At 60.8% G+C, this 25023-nt stretch carries 13 protein-coding genes; 9 read left to right on the top strand and 4 right to left on the bottom strand.

All coding sequences use genetic code 11. The features are described 5' to 3' along the window. The first annotated feature begins 69 nt into the window (after nucleotides 1-69). The gene (locus BUE21_RS04895) at nucleotides 70-1365 is read left to right on the top strand and encodes an aspartate kinase (protein ID WP_073355254.1); all 1296 of its coding nucleotides are present in this window, start codon (nucleotides 70-72) and stop codon (nucleotides 1363-1365) included. Between the two features lie 127 nt (nucleotides 1366-1492). Here the strand turns inward: BUE21_RS04895 and BUE21_RS04890 are convergent, their stop codons facing one another. From BUE21_RS04890 to BUE21_RS04875, 4 genes are all read right to left on the bottom strand, one after another. Then, nucleotides 1493-2272: an enoyl-CoA hydratase gene (locus tag BUE21_RS04890; RefSeq protein ID WP_073355251.1), complete on the bottom strand. Its 780-nt coding sequence runs from the start codon at nucleotides 2270-2272 to the stop codon at nucleotides 1493-1495. 98 nt (nucleotides 2273-2370) lie between these two features. Continuing rightward, nucleotides 2371-4197 (bottom strand): M61 family metallopeptidase, encoded by a 1827-nt coding sequence (locus BUE21_RS04885; protein ID WP_073355248.1) that lies wholly within the window; start codon nucleotides 4195-4197, stop codon nucleotides 2371-2373. A 23-nt stretch (nucleotides 4198-4220) separates the two neighbouring features. Further along, complete coding sequence (locus tag BUE21_RS04880; protein WP_073355246.1) at nucleotides 4221-4988, bottom strand: DsbC family protein; 768 nt, start codon at nucleotides 4986-4988, stop codon at nucleotides 4221-4223. A 105-nt stretch (nucleotides 4989-5093) separates the two neighbouring features. Continuing rightward, nucleotides 5094-6341 (bottom strand): FAD-dependent monooxygenase, encoded by a 1248-nt coding sequence (locus BUE21_RS04875; protein WP_073355245.1) that lies wholly within the window; start codon nucleotides 6339-6341, stop codon nucleotides 5094-5096. A gap of 107 nt (nucleotides 6342-6448) precedes the next feature. On the opposite strand from BUE21_RS04875, the gene ychF reads away from it, so the two are divergent. From ychF to BUE21_RS04835, 8 genes are all read left to right on the top strand, one after another. Further along, on the top strand, nucleotides 6449-7543 hold the full coding sequence (gene ychF, locus BUE21_RS04870) for a redox-regulated ATPase YchF (RefSeq protein WP_073355243.1): 1095 nt from the start codon (nucleotides 6449-6451) through the stop codon (nucleotides 7541-7543). 172 nt (nucleotides 7544-7715) lie between these two features. Next, nucleotides 7716-8783 (top strand): Fic family protein, encoded by a 1068-nt coding sequence (locus BUE21_RS04865; RefSeq protein ID WP_143164422.1) that lies wholly within the window; start codon nucleotides 7716-7718, stop codon nucleotides 8781-8783. Between the two features lie 49 nt (nucleotides 8784-8832). Next, the gene (locus tag BUE21_RS04860) at nucleotides 8833-14106 is read left to right on the top strand and encodes a DEAD/DEAH box helicase (protein WP_073355242.1); all 5274 of its coding nucleotides are present in this window, start codon (nucleotides 8833-8835) and stop codon (nucleotides 14104-14106) included. Between the two features lie 6 nt (nucleotides 14107-14112). Beyond that, entirely contained in the window at nucleotides 14113-16902 is a 2790-nt protein-coding gene (locus tag BUE21_RS04855; RefSeq protein WP_073355240.1) for a helicase-related protein, read from the top strand. Nucleotides 16903-16926: 24 nt separating this feature from the next. Then, complete coding sequence (locus BUE21_RS04850; protein ID WP_073355238.1) at nucleotides 16927-20943, top strand: Eco57I restriction-modification methylase domain-containing protein; 4017 nt, start codon at nucleotides 16927-16929, stop codon at nucleotides 20941-20943. Then, nucleotides 20940-21377, top strand: a complete 438-nt coding sequence (locus BUE21_RS04845) for a hypothetical protein (protein WP_073355237.1) — start codon at nucleotides 20940-20942, stop codon at nucleotides 21375-21377. Before BUE21_RS04850 ends, BUE21_RS04845 begins: the two co-directional genes overlap by 4 nt. Then, nucleotides 21374-24133, top strand: a complete 2760-nt coding sequence (locus BUE21_RS04840) for a ParA family protein (RefSeq protein WP_073355235.1) — start codon at nucleotides 21374-21376, stop codon at nucleotides 24131-24133. Before BUE21_RS04845 ends, BUE21_RS04840 begins: the two co-directional genes overlap by 4 nt. Before the next feature lie 55 nt (nucleotides 24134-24188). After that, nucleotides 24189-24956 carry an HNH endonuclease gene (locus BUE21_RS04835; RefSeq protein ID WP_073355233.1) on the top strand — a complete coding sequence of 256 codons (768 nt, stop codon included), beginning with the start codon at nucleotides 24189-24191 and terminating at the stop codon, nucleotides 24954-24956. Nucleotides 24957-25023: the final 67 nt, after the last annotated feature.

Raw genomic sequence — 25023 nt, 5'->3', positions numbered from 1 at the left:
AGCGACACAGTCCATGCCTTTTCCGACAACCACCCAAAGGAGAGCGGCTGCGGTCGCGCACAGTCCAGCATGGCATTAATTGTTCACAAATACGGCGGAACCTCGATGGGATCCACCGAACGCATTCGCAACGTCGCCCGGCGCGTGGCCAAATGGGTCAAGGCCGGACACCAGATCGTCGTGGTTCCCAGTGCCATGAGCGGCGAAACCAACCGCCTGCTGGCCCTCGCCGCCGAACTGGAACCCGCCCAGCGCACCGACGGCATTCGCCGTGAACTCGATGCACTGGCAGCCACTGGCGAACAGGCATCCTCCGCGCTGCTGGCCATCGCGCTGCAAGCCGAAGGGCTGGGTTCCATCAGCTTCACCGGCTGGCAAGTGCCGGTGCGCACCGACAGCTCCTACACCAAGGCCCGCATCGAATCCATCGACGGCGAGAACATCCGCCAGCAACTGCAACAGGGCAAGGTGGTCATCGTTACCGGCTTCCAGGGCATCGATGCCGATCACAACATCACCACACTGGGACGCGGTGGCTCCGACACCTCCGCCGTGGCCATTGCCGCTGCCCTGCAAGCCGACGAATGCCTGATCTACACGGACGTGGATGGCGTGTACACCACCGACCCGCGCGTGGTGGCCAATGCCAAACGCCTCAAGAGCATCAGCTTCGAGGAAATGCTGGAACTGGCCTCGCTGGGTTCCAAGGTGCTGCAAATCCGCTCCGTGGAGTTCGCCGGCAAGTACCGCGTGCCACTGCGCGTGCTCTCCAGCTTCACCCCCTGGGACATCGATCTGGCCGAAGAAGCCCGTTCAGGAACACTCATCACTTTCGAGGAAGACGAAAAAATGGAAAAAGCCGTTGTGTCCGGTATCGCCTTTACCCGCGATGAAGCCAAAATCTCCGTACTGGGCGTGCCCGACACCCCCGGCATCGCCTACCAGATTCTGGGCGCAGTGGCAGATGCCAACATCGAAGTCGATGTCATCATCCAGAACCTGAGCAAGGATGGCAAGACCGACCTGAGCTTCACCGTCACACGCGGCGATTACGAGCGCACCCTGCAACTGCTGCAAGACAAGGTCGTGCCCAAGCTGGGCGAAGGCACCAAGGTCGTGGGCAACCCGAACATCAGCAAGGTCAGCATCGTCGGCATCGGCATGCGCAGCCATTCCGGCGTGGCCAGCACCATGTTCCGCACCCTGAGCCAGGAAAACGTGAACATCCAGATGATTACCACCTCGGAAATCAAGACCTCTGTCGTGATCGATGAGAAGTATGTGGAACTGGCCGTGCGCAGCCTGCACACCGCCTTTGGCCTGGACGGCGACACCCGCATCGAAGTGCCACAGCGCAACGGCTGAAACACACCATCCCCCTGAAGCAGAGCATGCCCATGCTCTGCCGGAAGGAGCAGACAAAAAAGGGAGATTCCATCAAGGCATCTCCCTTTTCAATTTCAGGCTTTGCCTGACACAGCAGGCCGCTGGATCAACGGTTCTTGAATTCTGGAGCGCGTTTTTCCAGGAAAGCCTTCATGCCTTCCTTCTGGTCTTCGGTGGCGAACAGCGCGTGGAAGATGCGACGCTCAAAGTGCACGCCTTCGGCCAGCGAGGTTTCAAAGGACTGGTTCACCGATTCCTTGGCGGCAATCACCGTGATCTGGGAGTATCCGGCAATCGTCAGGGCAGCGGCCAGGACTTCGTCCTTGAGCTTGTCCAGGGGCACGACACGGCTGACCAGACCGACGCGCTCGGCTTCGGCGGCATCGATGAAGCGGCCTGTCAGCACCAGGTCCATGGCCTTGGCCTTGCCCACGGCACGCGGCAGACGCTGGGTTCCGCCCGCACCGGGAATCACGCCCAGCTTGATTTCGGGCTGGCCAAACTTGGCGTTGTCGGCGGCGATGATGAAGTCACACATCATCGCCAGTTCACAGCCACCGCCCAGTGCAAAGCCACTGACTGCGGCAATCACCGGCTTGCGGATGGAGCGGATGGTCTCCCAGCTGCGGGTGATGTATTCGTTCTTGTACACCTCGTTGAACGTGTACTCGGCCATGGCGGCAATGTCGGCACCAGCGGCAAAGGCTTTTTCGCTGCCGGTGATGATGATGCAGCCAATCTTTTCATCGGCATCGAAAGCACGCAAGGCCTGCCCCAGCTCCACCATCAGTTCCTCGTTGAGCGCGTTGAGCTGCTTGGGACGGTTGAGGGTGATGATGCCCACTTTTTCGGCTTCGGTGCTGACGATGATGTTTTCGTATGCCATCAGAAGATTTCCTTTCAGGGTTTGATGAATCGGCGCGTTGCCCGGCGGCAATGACTGGCCGCGCAACAATTGTGCGCACCGCACTATAAACCAAACTGTCACGCTTGAGCGACACGCCCTAGCCACGCATTCAGGGCATCCTGCTCCCGAATCAGGCACTGCGCTTCGCCGCTTTGGGCGGTTTCTGTGGATTGGCCCAGCAGGACAGGAATGCGCAACATGCGCCCATCCCGTGCCACCAGGGCCGCAAACTCTGCTGCCTGTGCTGACAGGTACAGCCCGAGTTCGTCGAGCTTGCGGATGCGCCAGCCCTGCCCGGCCACTTCAATGCCCAGCCATTCGTCGTGTACCGCCAGACCCGCCGCTTCGGCAAGGCCACCGCGCAGAATGCGCCGGATGCTGATGCCCGCACCGGGCTGTTCGGTCACCAGCAGACCCAGGCGTTGTGCCCAGCTTGGCTCTTTGCCGCCCAATTCCACGCCATGCTGGGTCAGCAAGGGCTGCAATGGCAGCGGCTGGGTGCTGTGCACCCAGGTGTCGATTTCCGGCTGGAAGGAACGCCCGCCGACCCGCTCCAGCGCATCCAGCACGTCCTGTTGATCCATCGGGCCAGCGGCACTGTGCTGCCAGAGCTGGCGCATCAGGGCATCGAGATTGCGCTGCGGATCGCCCTGCCCTTCGTGGCGCAGGGTCAGGTCCAGGCACAGTGCCACCAATGCGCCCTTGGTGTAGTAGCTGACGGTGGCGTTGGCGGTGTTCTCATCCTGGCGGTAGTATTTGACCCAGGCATCGAAGCTGGCCTGTGCCACGGTTTGCAGCAACCGCCCCGGTGTGGCCTGCACCTGCTCGATGGTTTTGGCCAGTGCCTTGAGGTATTGCTCCTGACTGAGCAAACCGGCACGGTACAGCAGCAGATCGTCGTAATAGCTGGTGAAGCCTTCAAAAAACCACAGCAGTTCCGTGTAGTTTTCCTGCCCGTAGTCGTAGCGGGCGAACTCGGCCGGGCGCATCCGCTTGACGTTCCAGGTGTGGAAATATTCGTGGCTGATCAGCCCCAACAGGGTGTTGTAGCCTTCGGGCTGCTGGGGGCTGTCCAGGCGCGGCAGGTCGCTGCGGTTGCAGATCAGGGCCGTGCTGTAGCGATGCTCCAGCCCGCCGTAGCCATTGCCCACGGCGTTGAGCAGGAACACATAGCGGTCGTGCGGGGCGCGGGAACCATCGGGGTGCCAGAAGTGCAGTTGTGCCTCGACGATCTTCTGCGTATCGGCCAGCAGGCGTTCGCCATCGAACGTGGCCGTCGCGCCAGCCACCACGAAACGGTGCGGTATGCCGCCTGCCTCAAAGGCTCCGCTCCAGAACGCGCCCATTTCCACCGGAGCGTCGGCCAGTGCATCGTAGTCATCGGCACGGTAGCTGCCAAAGCCACGCGCATCCGGCGAGGCCGATGGGTCAGCCTGCAAGGCCGTGGCCAGTTGCCAGTCGCTCGGCCATGGGTCGGCAGGAATATGCAGCGTGTGGGTCTGCCCGGTCTGGCCATGCACCCGCAGACACAGGCTGGTGGGGTTGAAGAAGCCTCGCGCCCCATCCAGCCAGGCCGTGCGCACCGAGTTGTCGAAAGCATAGACCTGGTATTGCACGGTCAGGCAGGCACCGGCTTCGCTGTCGATCTGCCAGGTGTTTTTATTGCGTGCCTGCACGGCCACAGGCAGACCATGCTGCCAGGCCTGCACGTTTTGCAGATGGCGGGAGAATTCCCGCACCAGATAACTGCCCGGAATCCACACCGGCAACGACAAGGTCTGCCCCACTACCGGTGCGGGAATGCGCAGTTCCACCTGATAGAGGTGGGCGTGCAGATGGGCGGCGGTGATCGTGTAGCTCACCGCTGCGGGAGCAGCAAGGGTGGGTGCGGGCAGGCTCTGCATGGCGGACGGTGGGTGTGGAAAAATCAGGACTTGGCTTGCAGCGAGGCGAGTTTTTTCTCGACCTGCTGGCGCGGCACGGCACCGGGCACGCGCGTGCCATCCTCAAAAACAATGGTAGGCGTTCCGGTGATCTTGTACTGCTTGCCAAATGCCAGATTGCGTTGCAGCGCGTCGATGGTTTCGCACTCCTTGGTGGCAGGTTTTTTGTCGTTCAACATCCAGTCGTTCCAGGCCTTCTCGGGATTGGCAGCACACCAGATGTCACGCGACTTCTCGAAGGAATCCGGGCTGAGAATCGGGTAGAGGAAGATATGCACGGTCACGTTGTCCAGCTCGCGCATATCGCGCTCGAAGCGTTTGCAGTAACCACAGTTGGGGTCTTCAAACACGGCAATCTGGCGGCTGCCGTCGCCACGCACCAGCTTGAAGGCATCGTCAAAACGCAGGCTGGCAAAATCGATCTGCGTCAGTTGGTTGATGCGCTCTTCGGTCAGGTTGTGCTTGGCCTTGGTATCGAACAGCTCACCCTGAATCAGAAAATCCCCCGTGGCATCGGTATAGAACACATCGGTGCCCATGCGCACCTCGTACAGCCCTTTCATGGGCGTGGCGCGGATCTCCTCAATGTCGCTGAGCTGGGGAATGCGCTCGGTCAATGCCTGGCGAATCTTGGCAGACTGGGCATCATCGGTCTTGGCGGCGTGTGCGGGCAGGCCCACCGAGAGAACACCTGCAACAAGCAATGGAACCCAGGTGCGGGCAGCGGTAGAGGAAAAAGCGCGAAAGGTCATGGTGTATGTGAATGGTGAGTCAGAAAACGACTGGGCCAGGCAGCCCGTCGTTCCATTCTGAAGTGATGATCGAAAACCGAAACAAGGCGGGAGAATGGCAGCCAGCTACAGACCGCTGGCCTGACGCACCAGCCAGGATTTGAGGCCAGCCGAACGATCGAACTGGTTCATGCCCCAGTTGCGCAGTGCATGCACCGCGCCTTCATGGTGCGCGAACAATTGCTGCAAGCCATCGGTGGCCAGCACGAAAGGCACCAAGGCAGACTTGCGTGCACGCTCGTAGTTCCGCAACAGCCGCCTGTCGCCTGCCGAACGCCACAGGGGCCGCTGGGCAATCTGCTGCGCCAGCTCCCGCACATCGCCCAGTCCCAGATTCAGCCCGGAACCCGACAGCGGATGCACCGTGTGGGCCGCATCGCCCAGCAGCACCCAATTCTGCGCAACGCCTGCGGTATAGGCCCCGGCCCATGCGGCAGGCATGGCCCCCGTCCAGTGCTGCGCACGCGACAGGCGCAGCGGCCAGCGGTGCCGGGAAGCCGTCAGGGTGAAGCCCAGTTCATCCGCACCCGCTTCAGAGGCATTGCCCTCATCTGCCTCGCCGGCATGGCCATGCTGCACTATCGCCTGCAACTGCGTCACAAACTCATCTTCCTCCACCAGCAGCAACTGGCGCGCATGCTCAGGCGTGGTGGACCAGACAACCGCATACTCATGCCCGTCCGTGCCCCCCAAGGGCAACAGTGCCAGAATGTCGTCGCCCTGGAACCACTGGCGTGCCACGCCCTGGTGCGGCACACGGGCGCGCACCCGCGTCGCCACCGCATGTTGCGCATAGGCCAGCGTCTCGTACTCCACGCCCAGCGCGGTGCGGGTCGCACTCTGGCGGCCTTCGCAAATCGCCGTCAGTGCAGCAGGCACCGGGGCATCCACCCACTCGATGGATGGCTGGAAATGCACGGCACTGTCGAGCACATCCTCCAGCGCGGGCACATCCACAATCCAGTTCAGGGGCGCGTGGGCCTGCGGTGCCGTACCGGCTGCATCGGCCAGAGCCTCTGCGGCAAACGCCACCATACCGGCACCATCGCCCCAGATGCGCATGCCCTGCACCGGCGTCACGGCCGCCGCAGGCCAGCAGCGCAAACTCTGCAACAACTGGTGCGAGGCATGGTTGAGCGCGTAGGCCCGCACATCACGCTCGCGTGCCGGTTCCTGGCCCGCCTGGGTGGCCACTGCGGGGGGGGCTGCCACCAGGGCCACGCGCAGTTTCTCCCGCGCCAGCGTCAGTGCCAGCGTCTTGCCGACAATGCCCGCACCGCGAATACACACATCAAAAGCAAAGGTTGAATTCATGGCTGCCCATTGTAGGGGAAGCAACCCCTGCCCCGGCCAGCACCGTGAAGCTCTTAGAATGGCGGGTTCACACTCCATTTCCCCCTCCGAAAGAAGAAAGACACGCCATGAGCCTGCAATGCGGCATCGTGGGACTGCCCAACGTCGGCAAGTCCACCCTGTTCAACGCCCTGACCAACGCCGGAATCGCCGCCGAAAACTACCCGTTCTGCACCATCGAACCCAATGAAGGCGTGGTTGAAGTGCCCGATCCGCGCCTGCTGCAACTGGCCGACATCGTCAAGCCCGAGCGCGTCCTGCCTGCCGTGGTGGAATTCGTCGATATCGCCGGACTGGTCGCCGGAGCCAGCAAAGGCGAAGGACTGGGCAACCAGTTCCTCGCCCACATCCGCGAAACCAATGCCATCATCAACGTCGTGCGCTGCTTTGAAGATGCCAACGTCATCCACGTCGCAGGCAAGGTCGATCCCATTGCCGACATCGAAGTCATCCAGACCGAGCTGTGCCTGGCCGACCTGGGCACCGTGGACAAATCCATCCAGCGTTACGGCAAGATCGCCAAATCCGGCAACGACAAGGAAGCCGCCAAGATACTCGCGCTGCTGCAACGCATCCAGCCCGCACTGAACGAGGCTCGCCCCATCCGTACACTGGAATTGACCGCCGACGAACTGGCCCTGCTCAAGCCCCTCTCGCTCATCACCGCCAAACCGGCCATGTTCGTGGGCAACGTCAGCGAAGACGGCTTCGAGAACAACCCGCTGCTCGAACGCCTGCAAGCCTACGCCGACAGCCAGAACGCCCCGGTGGTCGCCATCTCGGCCAGAATCGAAGCCGAACTGGCCGGCATGGAACCCGACGACCGCGCCCTCTTCCTCGAAGAACTCGGCCAGAGCGAACCCGGCCTGAACCGCCTCATCCGCGCCGCCTACCAATTGCTGGGCCTGCAAACCTACTTCACCGCTGGCGTGAAGGAAGTGCGCGCCTGGACCATCAAAAAAGGCGACACCGCCCCGCAAGCAGCCGGCGTGATCCACGGCGATTTTGAACGCGGCTTCATCCGCGCCCAAACCATCGCCTTCGACGACTTCATCCAGTACAAGGGCGAACAGGGAGCCAAGGAAGCAGGCAAGATGCGCGCCGAAGGCAAAGAATACGTGGTCAAGGATGGCGACGTATTGAACTTCCTGTTCAACGTGTGACGAATTTTGTTGGATCTCGGTGGCGTTTAGAGCCGCTCATTCTGGCTCATTGCAATTGGTTCTATGTTCAAAAAATGGGGTAGAAATGTCCCATTAATGAGGTATTTTGAGAAAAAATTCCCTATTTAAAAGCTATTATTACCTCATTTAGATAGCTTTTACTTACATTACCATGCACTCGCTCACACTCGATTACCTTGCCGCGCTTCGCTTCGATGGCATTCAGGCTGCCACGTTGCGCACACTGGGCGAGTATCAGGGTAAGCAGCAACTCTACGCCGCGCAGTCGCCCGAAGCCCTCAAAGGGCTACGCCAGATCGCGGTAGTCGAATCCACCGAGTCATCCAACCGCCTGGAAGGCGTTGTCGTCGCACCCTCGCGGCTGAAGTCTCTGGTCATCCGCAATGCAACGCCAAAGAGCCGTTCCGAACAGGAGATCGCCGGCTACCGTGACGCCCTGGCGCTGATCCACGAATCGGCCGCGCACATGCCCTTCAGCGAAGGCGTAGTGCTGCAACTGCACACCCTGCTGTACCGCTATATGCCGCAGGCGGGCGGGCGCTGGAAGGCTACGAACAACGACATCATCGAGCGTCACTCAGACGGCACTTCGCGTCTGCGCTTCCAGCCAGTCGCTGCGCACCTCACGCCCATGGCAATGGCCGATCTGACCGGGCACTACGCCACCGCACTGGACCAGCATCTGGCCGACCCTCTGGTGTTGGCACCGCTGGCGATGCTCGACTTCCTGTGCATCCACCCGTTTCCCGACGGCAACGGCCGCATGTCCCGCTTGCTGACCTTGCTGCTGCTCTACCACTTCGACTATGCCGTGGGTCGCTACATCAGCCTGGAGCGCATCTTCGAAGATACCAAGGAAGGCTCACGAAACGCTTTTGAAGCAAGCTCGCAGGGCTGGCACCAGGGGCAGCACGACGTAAAGCCCTGGCTCGACTACTTCTGGGGCGCCTTGCTACGGGCCTACCGTGAGTTCGAGGAGCGTGTCGGCACCATTGAGCGTGGCCGTGGCAGCAAGGGCGACCGGGTGCGGACGGAAGTTCTGGGGCGCACCCTGCCGTTCGCGATTTCCGAGATTGAAGAGGCCTGCCCAGGCGTGAGCAGGGACATGATGCGGCTAGTGCTGCGGGCGATGAAATCAGAGGGGTTGATCGAATCAACGGGCAAGGGGCGAGGGGCGAGGGGCGAAATGGAAGCGCATTACAGCAGGCACCTCCGGTAGTACAGCGGTTCTGGCGATTGGCCACAAGATGGATCAGTGAGGACTCTCCATGGATAACGTTTTCCAATTCCGCGACCAGCTCATCGAACGATACGGAAGCTTTTCCCGCAGTTTCGTTCGTATCGCTGCGCCTGATATCCAAGCCGAGGTCGAACACCAATATGCGCAAGGCCGCTATTGGCCTGAGCCGCTGGTGCAGATCAACCCGAATTACCAACGCCAGGGCACGGTGCAGAACCTGGCGGCGCAGGGGGTCTTACACGCTGCCTGCGCAGAGATCTTCCAGGTCGGGAAGTCTGAAGGTTCGCCAGAACCCCTGCATCTTTACAAGCACCAGATGGAAGCCTTGGCCAAAGGCCAGGAACGCCAAAGCTATGTGGTCACGACCGGAACGGGGTCGGGGAAGTCCCTGTCCTTTTTCATCCCGATCATCGACCGCATTCTCAAGGCCAAGCAATCTGATGGCAAAGCGCGTACCAGGGCCATTGTCATCTATCCGATGAATGCTCTGGCCAACAGCCAGCTGGAAGAACTTGACAAGTTTCTGCATGGCTATGCGCCAGAGCATCGTCCCTTCACCGTCAAGCGCTACACCGGCCAGGAAAGCCGGGCGGAACGCAGCGCCATCGCAGATGCCCCCCCCGACATCCTGCTGACCAACTTCATGATGCTGGAGTACATCCTCACGCGCTTCGACGAAGTGGATCGGCGCGTGGTGGAGCATTGCGAGGGGCTTGAGTTTCTGGTGCTGGATGAGTTGCATACCTATCGTGGCCGTCAAGGGGCGGACGTTGCCTTGCTGGTGCGGCGTCTGCGAGAACGCTTGAAAGCCGAGCAACTGGTCTGCATCGGCACGTCGGCCACCATGTCCAGCACAGGTAGCCAAGCCGACCGCAACCGCGTGGTGGCCGATGTGGCCAGCAAACTTTTTGGTACCCGGATCAGCGAGCATGACGTCATCGGCGAGACCTTGGAGCGCGTCACCAACCCGCTCAAGGACGTCAACGCCATCCGCACGGAACTACCGGAGGCCATTACGCGAAAGCAGGATATCTGGGCTGACTTCGACGCCTTTCGCAATGATCCGTTATCCATCTGGGTGGAATTGAACCTGGGTATCGAACTACCTGCCGACGAGCCTCCCAGGCGGGCGAGACCCATGATGTTGGAAGAGGCCAGCCGCTGTCTCGCCGAAGACGCGGGTTGCCAGCCTGAAGCCGCCCGCACCGCCCTGCAGCGCTTCCTAGTGGCTGCCCATGATGTGCGCACGCCCCAGGGCAGGCCGCCTTTCGCGTTCAAGCTGCACCAGTTCATCAGCGGTCCCGGCAAGGTACTCACCACGCTGGAGGCGCGAGGTAAGCGCCATGTCACGCTCGATGCCCAGCGTTTCGCGCCAGGGCGACAGCAAGAGAATGTGCTGCTTTACCCCACGCATTTCTGCCGCGATTGTGGCCAGGAATACCTGCCTGTCTGGCACACACAGAAACCTGTCAGCTTCAGTTCGCGTGAAATCGACGACATCGCAGCGGAAGACGACGCCAGCTATGGCTTTCTGTGCCCCTTGGTATCTGGTCAGCAATACGGTGGTCTGCTCGAAGACCTGCCGGAGACCTGGATCGACCTCAGCCGTAGTGAACCCAAAGTCAAGCAAGCCTACAAAAATGCCGTCCCCTATGTGGTCACGGTCGATGCCGAGGGAAAAACGGGCTCAGGGGCCGAGTTCTGGTTCATCCCAGGCAAGTTCCGCTTCTGCCTGAACTGCGGCACGACACACGAAGCCCACGGCAAGGATGCCAACCGCCTCTCCAGCCTGTCCGGCGAAGGCCGCTCCTCGGCCACCACCATGATTGCCCTGGCGGCCTTGCAGCAATTGTTCGCATTTTCCGAACCTGCGCCAGGGCAGCCTGACCCACGCAAGTTGCTTGGGTTTACCGACAACCGCCAGGATGCCGCTCTGCAGGCGGGGCATTTCAATGACTTCATTTTCCTGCTGACGCTGCGTGCCGGCTTGATCGGCGCACTACAGGGCAGCGGCGGCCAACTCGATGAAGAACACTTGGCTGAAAGCGTCTTCAAGGCCCTCGGCTTTCAAGGGGTCGATGAAGCGACCTTGGTGGAGTATCTGCGCACCCCCAAGCTCATGGGACTGGCCCGACAAGAGGCGCAACGCACATTGCGCTTCATCATCGCCTACCGACTGCTGCGTGATCTGCGGCGTGGCTGGCGTTTCAACAACCCGAATCTGGATCAACTCGGCCTGTTGCAGATTCGGTATCGAGATTTGGATGCCTTCTGCGCCGACGCCAGCATCTTTGCTGCCAGCGGCACCTTGAACAAGTTGACGGCAGCACAACGGGCCGGTCTGTACGAGTTGTTGTTCGACGCCCTGCGCCGCCACCTGTGCCTGGAAAGTCGTTACCTCGATCCGGTCGAGCAGGACAAGGCACGCACCAGCGCCCATACCTACCTCAATGAACGCTGGGCCTTCGCTGCCGATGAGAAGCTCGATACCGGCCGCTATCTCATCTTCGGTAAGCGCCCGGAATACAAGGGCAAGCCGCGTACCGACCTAGTGCCGGGCGGCCCGCGCTCCCGCCTGTTACGGGACATCAAGACCGCAAAATTCTGGCGCGACAGCGCCTGCGCTGGCGAGATCGCGCAGTGGAAAGATGCCGAGTGGGCCGAGCTGATCGAAGAGCTGCTTAAAGCAGCCGGGAACTATGGTTACGTGCAAAAACACGCCGTTGACTCCCAGCTTGCAGGCTGGCGTTTAAACGCGGCAGCCCTCGACTGGTGCCTGATTGCCGATGAACAGCAGGCAGAAAGCAATCGCATCAACCAGTACTTCCGAGCCCTATATCTCAGCATCGCCGACCTGCTGCGTCGACCCTCGCATCCGCTGTTCGACTTCGAGGCCCAGGAACATACCGCCCAGGTAGATGCACCACGCCGGCAACTGCTGGAGCAGCGTTTTCGCTACACCGAAAAGGACAGGCAGGATTGGGCGCAGAACCCAGCCCACGAAACGCCACTGGAGCGGCTACCGGTGATATTCTGCTCCCCCACGATGGAGCTGGGCGTGGATATCTCCGCGCTCAACACCGTGTACCTGCGTAATGTGCCGCCGACCCCCGCCAACTACGCTCAGCGCAGCGGCCGTGCCGGTCGCTCGGGTCAGCAGGCGCTGGTCATCACCTATTGCGCGGCGCTCAGTCCGCATGACCAGTGGTTCTTCCACAATGCCGAGCAAATGGTGCATGGCGTAGTGCGTGCGCCAACCCTCGACCTGAGCAATCGCGATCTCATCGACAGCCATCTGCAAGCGGTCTGGCTGGCCAGCACCCAGGTGCCGCTGGACGACAGCATTGCGCCCATGCTGGATCTCGACCAACCCGAAAAACCACTGAAACAGCCCTTGCACGAAGCACTGCGGGCGCAGGCTGTACAGCACCGGGCCTTGGCCAGTGCCGACCGGGTCATCAACCAGCTTGAGGGCGAGCTTGAAGGCAGCGCCTGGTTCACGCCTGACTATGTGCGCCAGGTCATCGACAACGCGGCGCAAGCGTTCTCTGGGGCGCTGGAGCGCTGGCGCGTGCTGTTCGATGCCACCCGCCAACAGATGGATATGGCTGATCGCATCGTCAAGAGCCATACCGCCTCGCACACTGAGCGCCAAAATGCCCAGCGCCGTTACGGCGACGCCGCGCGCCAGTACGCCGTGTTGCTCAAGTCCGGCAACGGCCAGAACAACGACTTCTACACCTATCGCTACTTGGCCAGCCAAGGCTTCCTGCCCGGCTACAACTTCCCGCGCCTGCCGCTGATGGCCTGGATTCCCGCCCGTGGCGGCCAGGCCGTCAATGGCAAGGATGACGAAGGCAGCATGGTCAGCCGGCCACGCTTCCTGGCCCTGTCCGAATTCGGCCCCCGCAGCCTCATTTATCACCAGGGCCGCATGTACCGCGTGGTGCGTGCCAAACTCAACGTAGGGAATACAGACCACATTTCCGGCAACAGCCAGTTGGCCACCATTGCCTCGCTGGTGTGCAGCCAGTGCGGCTACGGCCATCTCGGCGAGCCTGGCGGCGAACAGCCGCTGGTCAATCGCTGCGAGAACTGCGACGCCTTGCTCACCGAGCACGATTGGGTGCGCGAGCTCTACCGCATCGAAACCGTGGAGACCGTGGCCACCGAGCGCATCTCCATCAACGACGAGGAGCGCCAGCGTCAGGGCTTCGAACTGCAAACTACCTACCGCTTCCTGCCCGGGCCCGATGGTCGTATCCAGCAGCAGAAGGCCACGATCCAACAAGGCGAGGACGTGCTGGGCGAACTCACCTACGCGCCCGCTGCGCAAATCTGGCGCATCAACCGCGGCTGGCGCAGGCGCAAGGACAAGGAGCAACTGGGCTTCTACATCAACCCCATCACGGGCACCTGGAGCAAGCAGGACGCACCGGATGCGGAAGAGGACAAGGGCGGCGACGATGCTTTGCTGGAGAAGGTGCCCAACCAGCGCATCGTTCCCTTTGTGGAAGATCATCGCAATCTGTTGATCTTCGCTCCCATACATGCCCTGTCTCTGGAGGCCATGGCGACGTTGCAGGCCGCACTCAAGCGCGGCATCGAAATGACCTTCCAGATCGAGGAATCCGAACTGGTGGTCGAGCCACTGCCAAAGTCCGACGAGCGCCGCGCCTTGCTGTTTTACGAAGCGACCGAAGGCGGTGCGGGTGTGCTCACTCGCCTGGCAAACAATCGCGACGACCTTGCACTCGTAGCTAGTAATGCCCTGCAACTGATTCACTATCGCTTACCGCAGAGCGGCATTTGGACGCTGGACGATCTGCCGTCACTGGAACAGACCGATGTGCTTGGCAATCATCAGTGTGAAGCCGGCTGCTACCAGTGCCTGCTGTCCTACTTCAACCAGCCGGACCACGAACACATCAACCGCCGCAATGCGGATGCGCTCAAGCTGCTGGTCGCGCTGGCCAATGCCCAGGTACAGCCCGTAACGAGCAGCCCGGTCACCGTTGCCTCGACGACTTCAGCTGACGAGCCACTTGATGCTTGGCTGTCCGCGCTCCGCCAGGCGGGGGCTATACAACCTGATGCGGTCAACGTGTCCGTCAACAATGGCGCAGCCACCGCAGCGGCCCAGTACAAGGCATCTCGTGCTTTGGTGTTTCTGTCAGCGGTGGATGAGCAGACCACCAGCGTATTGCAGGACAAAGGCTGGCAGGTGCTCGATTTTTCGGACGCTTCACGCTGGCCACAACAATTCGCCGCGCACGCCGATGTGTTCGGTTCCAAGGAATAAAGGCGCATGACGATCCTCGAACACGACTTTCTGCCCGGCAACCTGGTGCGCGCCCGAGGCCGCGAATGGGTGGTGCAAAGCGACTCCCGCCGCGACTGGCTGCGCCTGCGCCCATTGAGCGGTGCCGATGACGAAAGCATTGCCCTGATCCCCGAGTTGGAACTGCATCCCGTCGAACCTGCCACCTTCGACTGGCCCGATCCCGCGCGCGCCGGCAACCACGCCGCCGCGCTGTTGCTACGCGATGCCTTGCGCCTGACCCTGCGCGCCGGCGCCGGCCCGTTCCGCTCTTTTGGCAATATCGCCGTGGAGCCTCGCGGCTATCAGCTTGTGCCGCTGCTGATGGCGCTGCGCCTGTCCACTGTGCGCCTACTGATTGCTGATGACGTAGGCATCGGCAAGACCATCGAGGCCGGCCTGATCGCACGCGAGCTCATGGACCGTGGCGAAATCGCCCGCCTGGCCATCCTCTGCCCGCCACACCTTGTCGAGCAATGGCAAAGTGAGTTGGAAACCCGCTTCAACCTTCAGGCCGTGGCGTTGACTTCGGCTTCGGCCTCCCGCATCGAACGTGATCTTCCGCATGGTGTGCGCCTGTTCGACCATCATCCCGTGGTGGTCGTCAGCCTGGATTACATCAAGAGCGAACGCCACCGCGAACAGTTTCTCGCCACCGCCCCCGAATGCATCATCGTTGACGAGGCTCACACCTGCGCCAGCAGCGGCGCAGGCAAGCAATTGCGCTTCGAGTTGCTGCAACGCCTTGCCCGTGACGCGCAGCGACACCTGATCCTGCTGACCGCCACCCCTCACTCCGGTGACGAAACCGCCTTCTACAACTTGCTGTCGCTGCTCGATCCGCGCTTTGCGGCCTTGCAAGGCCGCATGACGGCCTCCGACCCGCTGCGTCAGGAACTGGCCCGCCACTTCGTCCAGCGCCGTCGCAAGGATATCGTTGAATGGCAGGCCGAGACCCATGACGGACGAGGTTTTCCCCGTCGCATGAAAACCGAGCTCACCTACCAGCTCAGCGGCGAATGGGGCGCGTTCTTCGACGCCGTGCAGGATTACTGCCGCGAACTGGCTGAAACCGTCGAGCAGAAAGAACAGCAAGGCGGCGCCCGCCTCATCTGGTACGCCACCCTGGCATTGCTGCGCTGCGTGGCGTCGTCGCCCGCTGCCGCTGTCAAGGCTCTGACCACGAGGCTGGAAGGAACCCTGCCTGACGCCCCCCTCCTCAGCGATGAACGCTTGCATGATGGCGAGGCCGATGACCTCTCCGGCAGTGATCTGGAGCCGCCTGCCCAGGTGCAGGACGCCGCGCCGCGCCTGCAAGCCCTGATCGCCGACGCGCAACGTCTTTCCGGCAAGGCCGGTGATCCAAAGCTGGCTGCGCTCATCCGGCATATTGGCCTCCTGGTGAAGGATGGCTACCACCCGGTGGTGTTCTGCCGCTACATCGCCACCGCCCATTACGTGGCCGAACACCTCAAGGCCGCTTTCCCCAAAGCCACCGTCGATGCCGTCACCGGCGAACTCACCCCCGAAGAACGCCGCGAGCGCGTGGACGACATGGAGGATGCCGAGCAACGCATCCTGGTCGCCACCGACTGCCTCTCCGAAGGCATCAACCTGCAACATCTGTTCACCGCTGTCGTCCACTACGACCTGGCCTGGAACCCCACTCGCCACGAACAGCGCGAAGGCCGCGTCGATCGTTTCGGTCAGCAGGCCGATGAAGTGCGCTGCACCATGCTCTACGGGCAAGACAACCCGGTGGATGGCTTCGTGCTCAACGTCATCCTCAAGAAGGGCGAGGCCATTCAGAAGGAGCTCGGCGTGCTCGTTCCCATGCCCGAGGACGAAGCCCGCATCAATCAGGCCCTGGTCAAGGCGGCATTGATGAAACGCAGCGACAGTCGCACCACATCGCCGCAGGTCGCATTCGACTTCGGTGAGTCGGAGCAATTGCTCGCTCCTCTGCAAGCCCAATGGCGCGACGCGCTGGAAAAAGCCAAGGCCAATCGCACCGTGTTCGCCCAGCGTCGCATCAAGCCAGACGAGGTGCTGCCCGAATGGCACAAACAGCAGCAGGCTCTGGGCATCCAGGCTGACGTGCAGCGTTTCCTGCAAAGCGCTTGCGTGCGATTAGGGTCACCACTGGAAATCGGTCGCAAGCAGACTGCACGCTTCTTGCCGCAGCACCTCCCCGAAGCCCTGCGCCAACGCTTGGCCGACGAGGGCATCGACAAACTCCAGCTCATCGACTTCAGCGAACTGCATCGCAGTCACCCGCTGGTTGGCCTGCTGGCCCAGCACCTGTTGGAAGACGCACTTGGAGGCGAACGTCCGCTGGCCGCCCGTTGTGCTGCCACTCTTACCAATGACGTGGAGGTCATCACCACCCTCTATCTTCTGCGCCTGCGCCACCAGCTCAGCTACGTACGCCGTCGCGAACCCTTCCAAATGATGGCGGAGGAAACCGTTGCCCTTGCGGTGCAGGGCCGCAACGCTCCCCAATGGCTGGCCGACGATGGCGTGAGTCGCCTGCTCGAATGCACACCCAGCGGCAACCTGCCGCCAGAGGCGGTACAGCGCGAAATCCGCACCGCGCTCGACTTCCTCGCCGCGCACCCGCAGCAACTGCAAGCGGTGGCCCAACAGCGGGCTGATGCCCTGCTGGCCGACCATCAGCGCGTGCGCGAGGCCACCCGTGACGTCGGCCAGTACAGCGTCAGCCCCTGCCTGCCGGTGGATGTGATGGGCGTGTACGTGCTGCTGCCTGACTCGCTATAAGCCTCGGCCTGGAGAAGAACAACCATGAAACGCATCCGCAAGGCCCAGACCACGCTGAACCTTCCCACCCTCAAGCTCGAAGGCGGGCTATTCCTGCCCGATCAACTGGAAAAAGCCGCTCAGGGCCGCGCCAGCGCCCAGAGCGAGGCCGACTACGGTACCCCCAAGGGCGTCAAGCTCAAGGACGAATACAGCCGCGCTTTCCAGATCGCCTGCGCCCAATGGCAGCACTTCGCCGCGCAGATGGAACGCGCCGACGTCGATGCCGCGCAGCTCACCACCGCCTTCGTCCACGAACTGCTGCGCGATGCCTTTGGCTACGCCACCTCGCAAGCCGCGGCAGCACAGCAAGTGGGTGAACTGCGTTACCCGGTCAGCCTCATGGCTGGTACCTTGCCCGTCTTGGTGGCACCACACTCTCTGGGCCTGGACGAGGCTGACGCGCGGTTTGCCGTGCAAGGCGGCGGCAACCGCAAGAAAGCCCCGTTCCAGGCCATGCAGGAATTGCTCAACGCCAGCGAACCGCTGCAATGGGGCATCGTCAGCAACGGCAGACAGCTGCGGCTGCTGCGCGACGCTGCCTCGCTCACCCGTCCCAGCTTTCTCGAAGTCGATCTGGCCGATCTGCTCGGCGGCCAGCGCTATGCCGAATTCGCCAACGTCTGGCGTCTACTGCACGCCAGCCGCGCATCCCGCCCCGGCCAGGGCGCTACGGCGTGCATCTGGGAACAATGGCGCAGCGAAGGCCAGCAGGAAGGCACTCGGGTGCGCGATGGCCTACGCAACGGCGTCGAGCAGGCCCTGCTGACCTTCGGCGCAGGTTTCCTGCAACACCCTGCCAACCACGCCCTACGCGCCGCCCTGAACGACGGCACGCTCAGCAAGGATGACTATTTCCAACAACTGCTGCGCCTGATCTACCGGCTCATCTTCGTTTTCACCGTGGAAGAGCGCGGCGTGCTGCACCCGCAGGACGACAGCGCCGAAGCACTGGCCGCCCGCCGCGCCTATGCCGAAGGCTATGCCCTGGCCCGCCTGCGCGAGCTGTGCCTCAAACGCCGCGCCCGCACCCGGCACGACGACCAGTGGCAGGCCATTCGCATCGTCTTCCGTAGCCTGGCACAAGGCGAGTCGCGCTTGGCCTTGCCCGCCCTGGGCGGCCTGTTCGCCTTCGGGCAATGCCCCGATCTGGATGCCGCCAGCCTGGACAACGCCCACCTGCTTGCAGCCATGCAACACCTGCGCTGGGCCAAGCCAGCCGGTGCGCAAAGCCTGGTGCCGGTGGACTACCGCAACATGGGCCCGGAAGAGCTGGGCAGCGTCTACGAAAGCCTGCTGGAACTGGTGCCCGCCATCGACCTGCCCGCACGCACCTTCGGTTTCGTCGGCCGCACCGAGGAAGGCAGCACCGCCGGCAACGCCCGCAAACTCACCGGCAGCTACTACACCCCCGACAGCCTGGTGCAGGAGCTGATCAAGAGCGCGCTCGACCCCGTCATCGAACAGCGTCTGTCCGCTAACCCGGCTAACCCCACCGAAGCGCTGCTGGCCATCCGCGTCATCGACCCGGCCTGTGGCAGCGGCCACTTCCTGCTCGCCGCCGCCCGCCGGCTGGCGGAAAAACTGGCCCAGTTGCGCAGCCTGGAAGGTGGACAGGAGGGCGCCATCCAGCCGCAGGACTACCGCCACGCCCTGCGCGAAGTGGTGACTTGCTGCATCTACGGGGTGGACCGCAACCCCATGGCCATCGAACTGGCGCGCATGGCGCTGTGGCTGGAAGGCTACGAGGAAGGCCGCCCGCTGGGCTTTCTCGACCACCACCTGCAGGTGGGCGACGCCCTGCTGGGCCTGACCGACCTGAACGCGCTGGAACAAGGCATCGCCAAGGACGCCTACAAGCCCTTGAGCGGCGACGACAAGAATGTCTGCAAGGTACTGGCCAAGGCCAACGCCGCCGGTCTCAAGCAGATTGCCAGGGACCTGCAAGGTAGGCAGATGCTGCTGAGCGTGGACAACTGCAGCGGCCTCGATGCCCTGCGCGCCATCGAAACCCTGCCCGCTGACACCCCGGAGCAGGTGGCCGCCAAGGAACAGGCCTGGCGCCGCTTTCTGGAAGACTCCGCCCACAGCCCGCTGGCCCACGCCGCCGATGCGCTGGTGGGCGCCTACCTGCTGCCCAAGACGGAGGACACGGCAGAAACTGTGCCCACCAGCATCACCCTGCATGCGCTGCTGACCGACCCGCAACGCGCCCAGACCGAGCACGCCGCGCCCATCGCCGCCGCACGCGCGGCCTGCGAACAGGCCCGCGTGTTCCACTGGCCGCTGGCCTTCCCGCAGGTGTTTGCGCAGGGTGGTTTCGACTGTGTGCTGGGTAATCCGCCGTGGGAACGCATCAAGCTGCAAGAAGAAGAATTCTTCGCCACCCGCCACCGCGACGTGGCGCAAGCCCGCAATAAGGCCGAACGCGCCCAGCGCATCCAGTGGCTCAGCGAAGGCATGCTGGCACGCCACCTGTACCCCGACCTGGCCCACGAGGTGCATGAGGACGAGGCCGAAAAACGCCTCTACCGCGAATTCGTCACCGCCCGCCGTACGGCGGAGGCAGCCAGCGTGTTCGCCCATGTGAAAGGCACCGACGGCGGCCGCTATCCACTCACCGGCGTGGGCGACGTGAACACCTACGCGCTGTTTGCCGAAACCATCCTGCAAATCCATGCCGACAGCGGCCGCGCCGGATTCATCGTGCCCACCGGAATCGCCACCGACGACAGCACCAAAGCCTACTTCGGGCACATCACCCAGAACCGGCGGCTGGTCAGCCTGTACGACATCGAGAACCGCGAAAAGCTGTTCCCCGCCGTCGATAGCCGCATGAAGTTCTGCCTGCTCACCCTGGGCGCAGCGGACCAGGCCGAATTCGTCTGCTTCGCCACCCAGGTCAGCCAACTGGCCGACCCGCGCCGCCGTTTCACCCTCACGCCCGAGGAATTCCGCCTCATCAACCCCAACACGCTCACCTGCCCAGTGTTCCGCAGCGAGCGCGACGCGGAACTGACCAAGAAGCTCTACCGCGCCGCCCCGGTGCTGATGCGCGATGCTGTCATTGCAGGTGCGGGTCAGCAGGCCAAGGTAGTAAACCCCGTGCAGAACCCGTGGCACATCCAAATTCGCAGAGCATTCGACATGGCGAAAGCCGAGGTCGTCGGAAGTTGTGTTCGACAGCCAATGGCTGGATTTTCCCCGATGTATGAAGCCAAACTCATCCATCAATTCGACCACCGCTGGGCCACCTACGACAGCGATGGCCGTGGCCGCGATGTGGCTATTGCCGAAAAACAAGCACCAGACTTCACTGTCATCCCGCGCTACTGGACCAACCGCAGAGAAGTAGAAGAACGCCTCAACGATAAAGGCTGGCAACATGGCTGGTTGATCGGGTGGAGAGACATCTGCCGTGCTACAGATGAACGCACTGTGATTGCATCGGTAATGCCGTTGTTAGGAACCGATTTCACTATCCGTATAAACGTTGGCGGTTCTCCCTGGCTGGCGGTGTTTTATGCCTGCTTGGTATCAAATTTGAATGCTTTGGTGCTTGATTTTGTTGCTCGGCAGAAAATTGGTGGTACGCATCTAGCGGACTTCATCACAAAGCAACTTCCGATTTTTCCGCCAGATCGCTACATCCAAGCTGACCTCGCGTTCATCGTCCCACGCGTAATGGAACTGACCTACACCGCCCATGACCTCGCCGCCTGGGCCAAGGATCTGGGCTACGAAGGCCCGCCCTTCGCCTTCGACCCCGACCGCCGCGCCACCCTGCGCGCCGAACTCGACGCCTGGTACGCCAAACTCTACGGCCTCACCCGCGAAGAACTCCGCTACATCCTCGACCCCACCGACGTCATGGGCGACGACTACCCCAGCGAAACCTTCCGTGTGCTCAAAAACAAGGAGCTGAAAGAGTTCGGCGAATACCGCACTCAACGGCTGGTGCTGGAAGCGTGGGATAAATTGGAAACAGGAGGTTTGGTGTGAGCGCGTTGCCTTTTACGGATCGAGAACTGACGCGAGCATTGCGCGAACTATCAGTTGTTGCAACGCCTGCGGTGGCAGGCGATCGACAGAACCCACATCGCTTATTGTTGTTTTATGCGGTGGAGTGTGGATTGAAAGCGGTTTGGCTCAAGCGAAAGGGGCGTACCTTGTTTGACAGCGAGGACATTAACCGAACCGGCCACGATTTGCGTGGAGTTCTCAAGGATCTGAACGTGGGGTCAGCCCTTTCCCTCCCGGAAAGCTTTCGATTGCCGAATGCTCTTCGTGGCCAAGCGCAACTTCCCCGTAACGGCAAGTTTGGCGATTTGCACCAGGTATGGCGCTACGGTGGAAAATGCGAAGCACCTACCGACCATGATTGCGAACAGCAACTGCAAAAGGTGCTGGACTGGATTCAAGGAGAACTCAAATGACCGATCACATTTCAATGGCTGGGCATCTTTTGACATGGTTGGACGTGGAGCGCCTTCTCAAAAAATACACGGCGCTGTGGACACGATTCCCTCAATGCATAGTGGGAGTGGATTGCTTCGCTGATGGCATGGAAATACGTCACACACCTGGGTCAGCCCATGATGTGGATGCATGGTTAGATAAGGTTTTCGGCCGCGCCTACCGGCGTGATCCGCGAGCCATTCAGTTGCGGATTGGCAACACTGCCTATCCCATGGATTTGCTGGAGGAGCAGGGAGCAAATTTGCCAACTGTGGGGCAAACTTATCCACTTTGGCGCGATGTTACTTACTTACCCACAGATAGAGGGGATGGTGAAACCCCGCCTGGTGAGCCTCAAACATTAGGTGCCCCTGAATCTCGAATGCCTGCACGTTTTAATGGTGGCCCAGAACTGGTGTCATTTCATTCATTCAAGGGTGGCGTGGGGCGTACCACTACGTTGATGACTTATGTGGCAGCATGCTTGCGTGATACTGGCCCAGATGTCAGGAAAATCCTCGTGGTCGATGCTGATCTGGAAGCCCCTGGCATCAGTTTCTGGCTGGATGACAGTAATCGCCCTACCGTCTCTTTTGTACAGTTTCTCGAAGCCTTGCACTACCCTCCTGATGGTGTCGATGCAAGCTTGGATTTTTTTGCCGATGAGTTGCGTAAGACGTCACTGAGCCTGGGAGGATTGCAGCGCGAGCTGTTCGTGTTGCCTGCTGCATTGGATCTAGCCGAGATTCAAGACATGCCTGTTACTCCAGAGCACTTGGCGCGAAACCCGGATAATCCATGGCAGCTGAGCGACCATTTGCATGCCCTGGGGAAGCGCCTTGGAGCTGACGCGGTATTCATTGACCTGCGAGCGGGTTTGAGTGAGTTGGCCAGCCCGATCCTGTTTGACCCGCGCATTGATCACTTCTTTGTTAGTACCGTTGCCCGTCAATCTGTTTTGGGCATGGCAGAGGTACTTCGCCGCTTGTACACCAGCAATCACCAGTTGTCCGGGGATTGGAAAAAAACAGATCGCCCTACCGTTGTACTAAGCCTTTTGACGAAAGAACTACGCGAGGCTGGGCACTACGAAAATGCTTTGAAAGTCTTGGGCTCTTCCTATCCCGTAGAGGATCCACTGACGCCATCCGTACAATGGTTGGATGCCGAATTCTTGAGTCCGTTGATGTCCATTGGCTCAGTACGTGAGGCATTGGAAAACCTGCCTCAATCCCAACGCTTGTATGCCAGTGCCACGGAATGGGCGCAGGCACTGTACTCCCAGCCTGATCAGGAGGTATCGGTCGCAGTTGACGGCCAAACCAGCACATCATCAAGGCAAGAGTCAGCCAAAAAATTGCATGAAGTGTGCAAAGTGGCTGAGTTTGCAGACAGTAGCCAGACCAGCCCAATCCTCGCTACCGAACCTTTGCTCAATCTTGGCAAGCACTTTGCCAACGATCTTCCTAATGTACTGATGATCGGCGCCAAGGGGGCCGGCAAAACCTTTACCTTCCGTCAGATTGTACAAGCCTGCTCATGGCAAGCCTTTCTGGGAAGGCTGGGTTTTGATTCATCTAAAACTACTGACGCTGCCATCCTCCCAATGCTGTGGTCTGACAATCTTCAGGATACCCCGGATGGTGAAATAAAAAAAGCTCAGGGTCATGCACTTGACTTGGTCAACGGTGACAAAACCAAGCTTCTCAATGGTACTGATCTACGCAAGCGGCTTGCGAAAGCGCTTATGACCCCCCCCGATCATTGGGATGATTTTTGGGATGAGCTCATTGCAGTTCAGTTTGGTATTAGTCAAGGCGGGCTTCCAGCAGTTAACGATATTTTGATTGGAAAATCCGCACGCACAATCCTGGTCTTCGATGGTATTGAAGATGCTTTTGGCAATGCCGATGACCCCCAAGCGCGTGAAGCCATTCAAGCACTACTGCGCCTGACCAATCGAGTCAGCGAGCTACCCAACCCTCACTTGGGCGTACTCGTGTTTGTGCGTATCGACTATGTGCAGGCTGCAATTCGTCAAAACGTGGGCCAATGGCTGCAACGCTTTCAGCCATTCCGCTTGCACTGGAATCCTGAAAGTTTCCTACGACTCGCTTACATGTTGAGCTGTCAGGCAGGGATACACCCATCACCCAAACCGCCAGAATCTCTACATCTCGAAGAGTTGAGAACCGAACTGGAGCGACTGTGGGGAAAAAAACTGGGCAACGAAAAATCCAAGGAGGCGCACTCGGCAAGATGGGTATATACCGCCTTATGTGATCTAAAAGGCAATGTGCAGGCACGTGACTTGGTACGCTTCCTTAAGTTTTCTGCCGACGAAGAGTCGACACGTGTAGGGCAAACATGGCCAGATCGCTTGTTGGCACCTGAATCCATGCGCAAAGCCATCCCCCGGTGCAGTGAAGAAAAAGTGGCAGAGGCCAAAGCCGAGATTGCGCCACTCAGGAGATGGTCTGAGCAGATGACTCAGCAACAGATTCGCAGCGTGAAAGTCCCATTCAGCGCAGCACAGGCGGGGCTGGATGCAGCCTTGTTAAATGCGCTGCAAGAGATCGGTGTAATCTATGAAGATACAGATGGAAATCTCGGAGAGGAGCGATTGTTTCTACCCGAAATCTATCGGTCTGGATTAGGTTTCGAAACATCAGCAGCAGGGAGACCACGCACGCAGGCCCTACTGAAGAAAAACATTGGAACCATACCATTGTGAAAGAGGGCTGGCGCAAGCGCGCCATCGAGTGGAACCGGGTAGATTGGACGCGGACATGAATCCTCTGCAACGCACCATCATCGAAAAAGCCGGCCACGACAACGGCTTCGAGCACGTGCTGTCATCCTCTGGCGATGCGGTCATACTGGCTTCGGCTCGTCATCGAAGCCAGGCGGCGGTGACAGCATTGGTCGGAGGCTTCGAGGTGCGCTTTCAACCTGCCACGCCCGCGCTGCTGCCGGAACTGTTGCGCAGTTTCCAACCTTGGGCCGGAGCCGATGACGTGTATTTTGTGCCGACCCTGCCCGATTTGGCGGCTCTCCTGCGCCGCACGGCCAGTCTGTCGCAGGCCTTGCCGAATCAGGCAGTGCGCGACTACCACACGGCCGTGGCGCAAGCTGTCGAGACGATATCTGCCGAAGCCAGGGGCACGGAAGTCGAACGCTTGGTACGTCAGCGCGTGGGGCAGGAGCGTTACCGCGATGCCTTGCTGACCTACTGGGGTGGTGCCTGCGCAGTGACCGGCGTCGCTGTGACTGAAGCGCTGCGTGCCAGCCATGCCAAACCCTGGGCCGAATGTGCCGACGATGCCGAGCGGTTGGATGCCTTCAACGGCTTTCTGCTGGTGGCCAATCTCGATGCGCTGTTCGATCGCTTTCTGATCAGCTTCGACGATGCCGGGCATCTGCTGACCAGCACCCGCCTGTCCCAAAGCGATCTACCTGGGCTTGGCATTCATTCGGGAATGACGTTGCGCTGGCTGGCCAGCGAGCACCGGCATTATTTACAGTGGCATCGCGAGCGCGTCCTGCTCAGTGTCTGATCGAAAGAAAATATGATTAGACACGAAGTGTAAAGAAGCCACAGAAGGTATGGAATGTGCGCTCAAC

The sequence above is a fragment of the Lampropedia hyalina DSM 16112 genome, from assembly GCF_900129055.1.
Classification (GTDB): Bacteria; Pseudomonadota; Gammaproteobacteria; order Burkholderiales; family Burkholderiaceae_C; genus Lampropedia; species Lampropedia hyalina.
The sequence above is the reverse complement of the archived record's forward strand: the minus strand, read 5'-3'. Positions and strand labels throughout refer to the sequence as shown.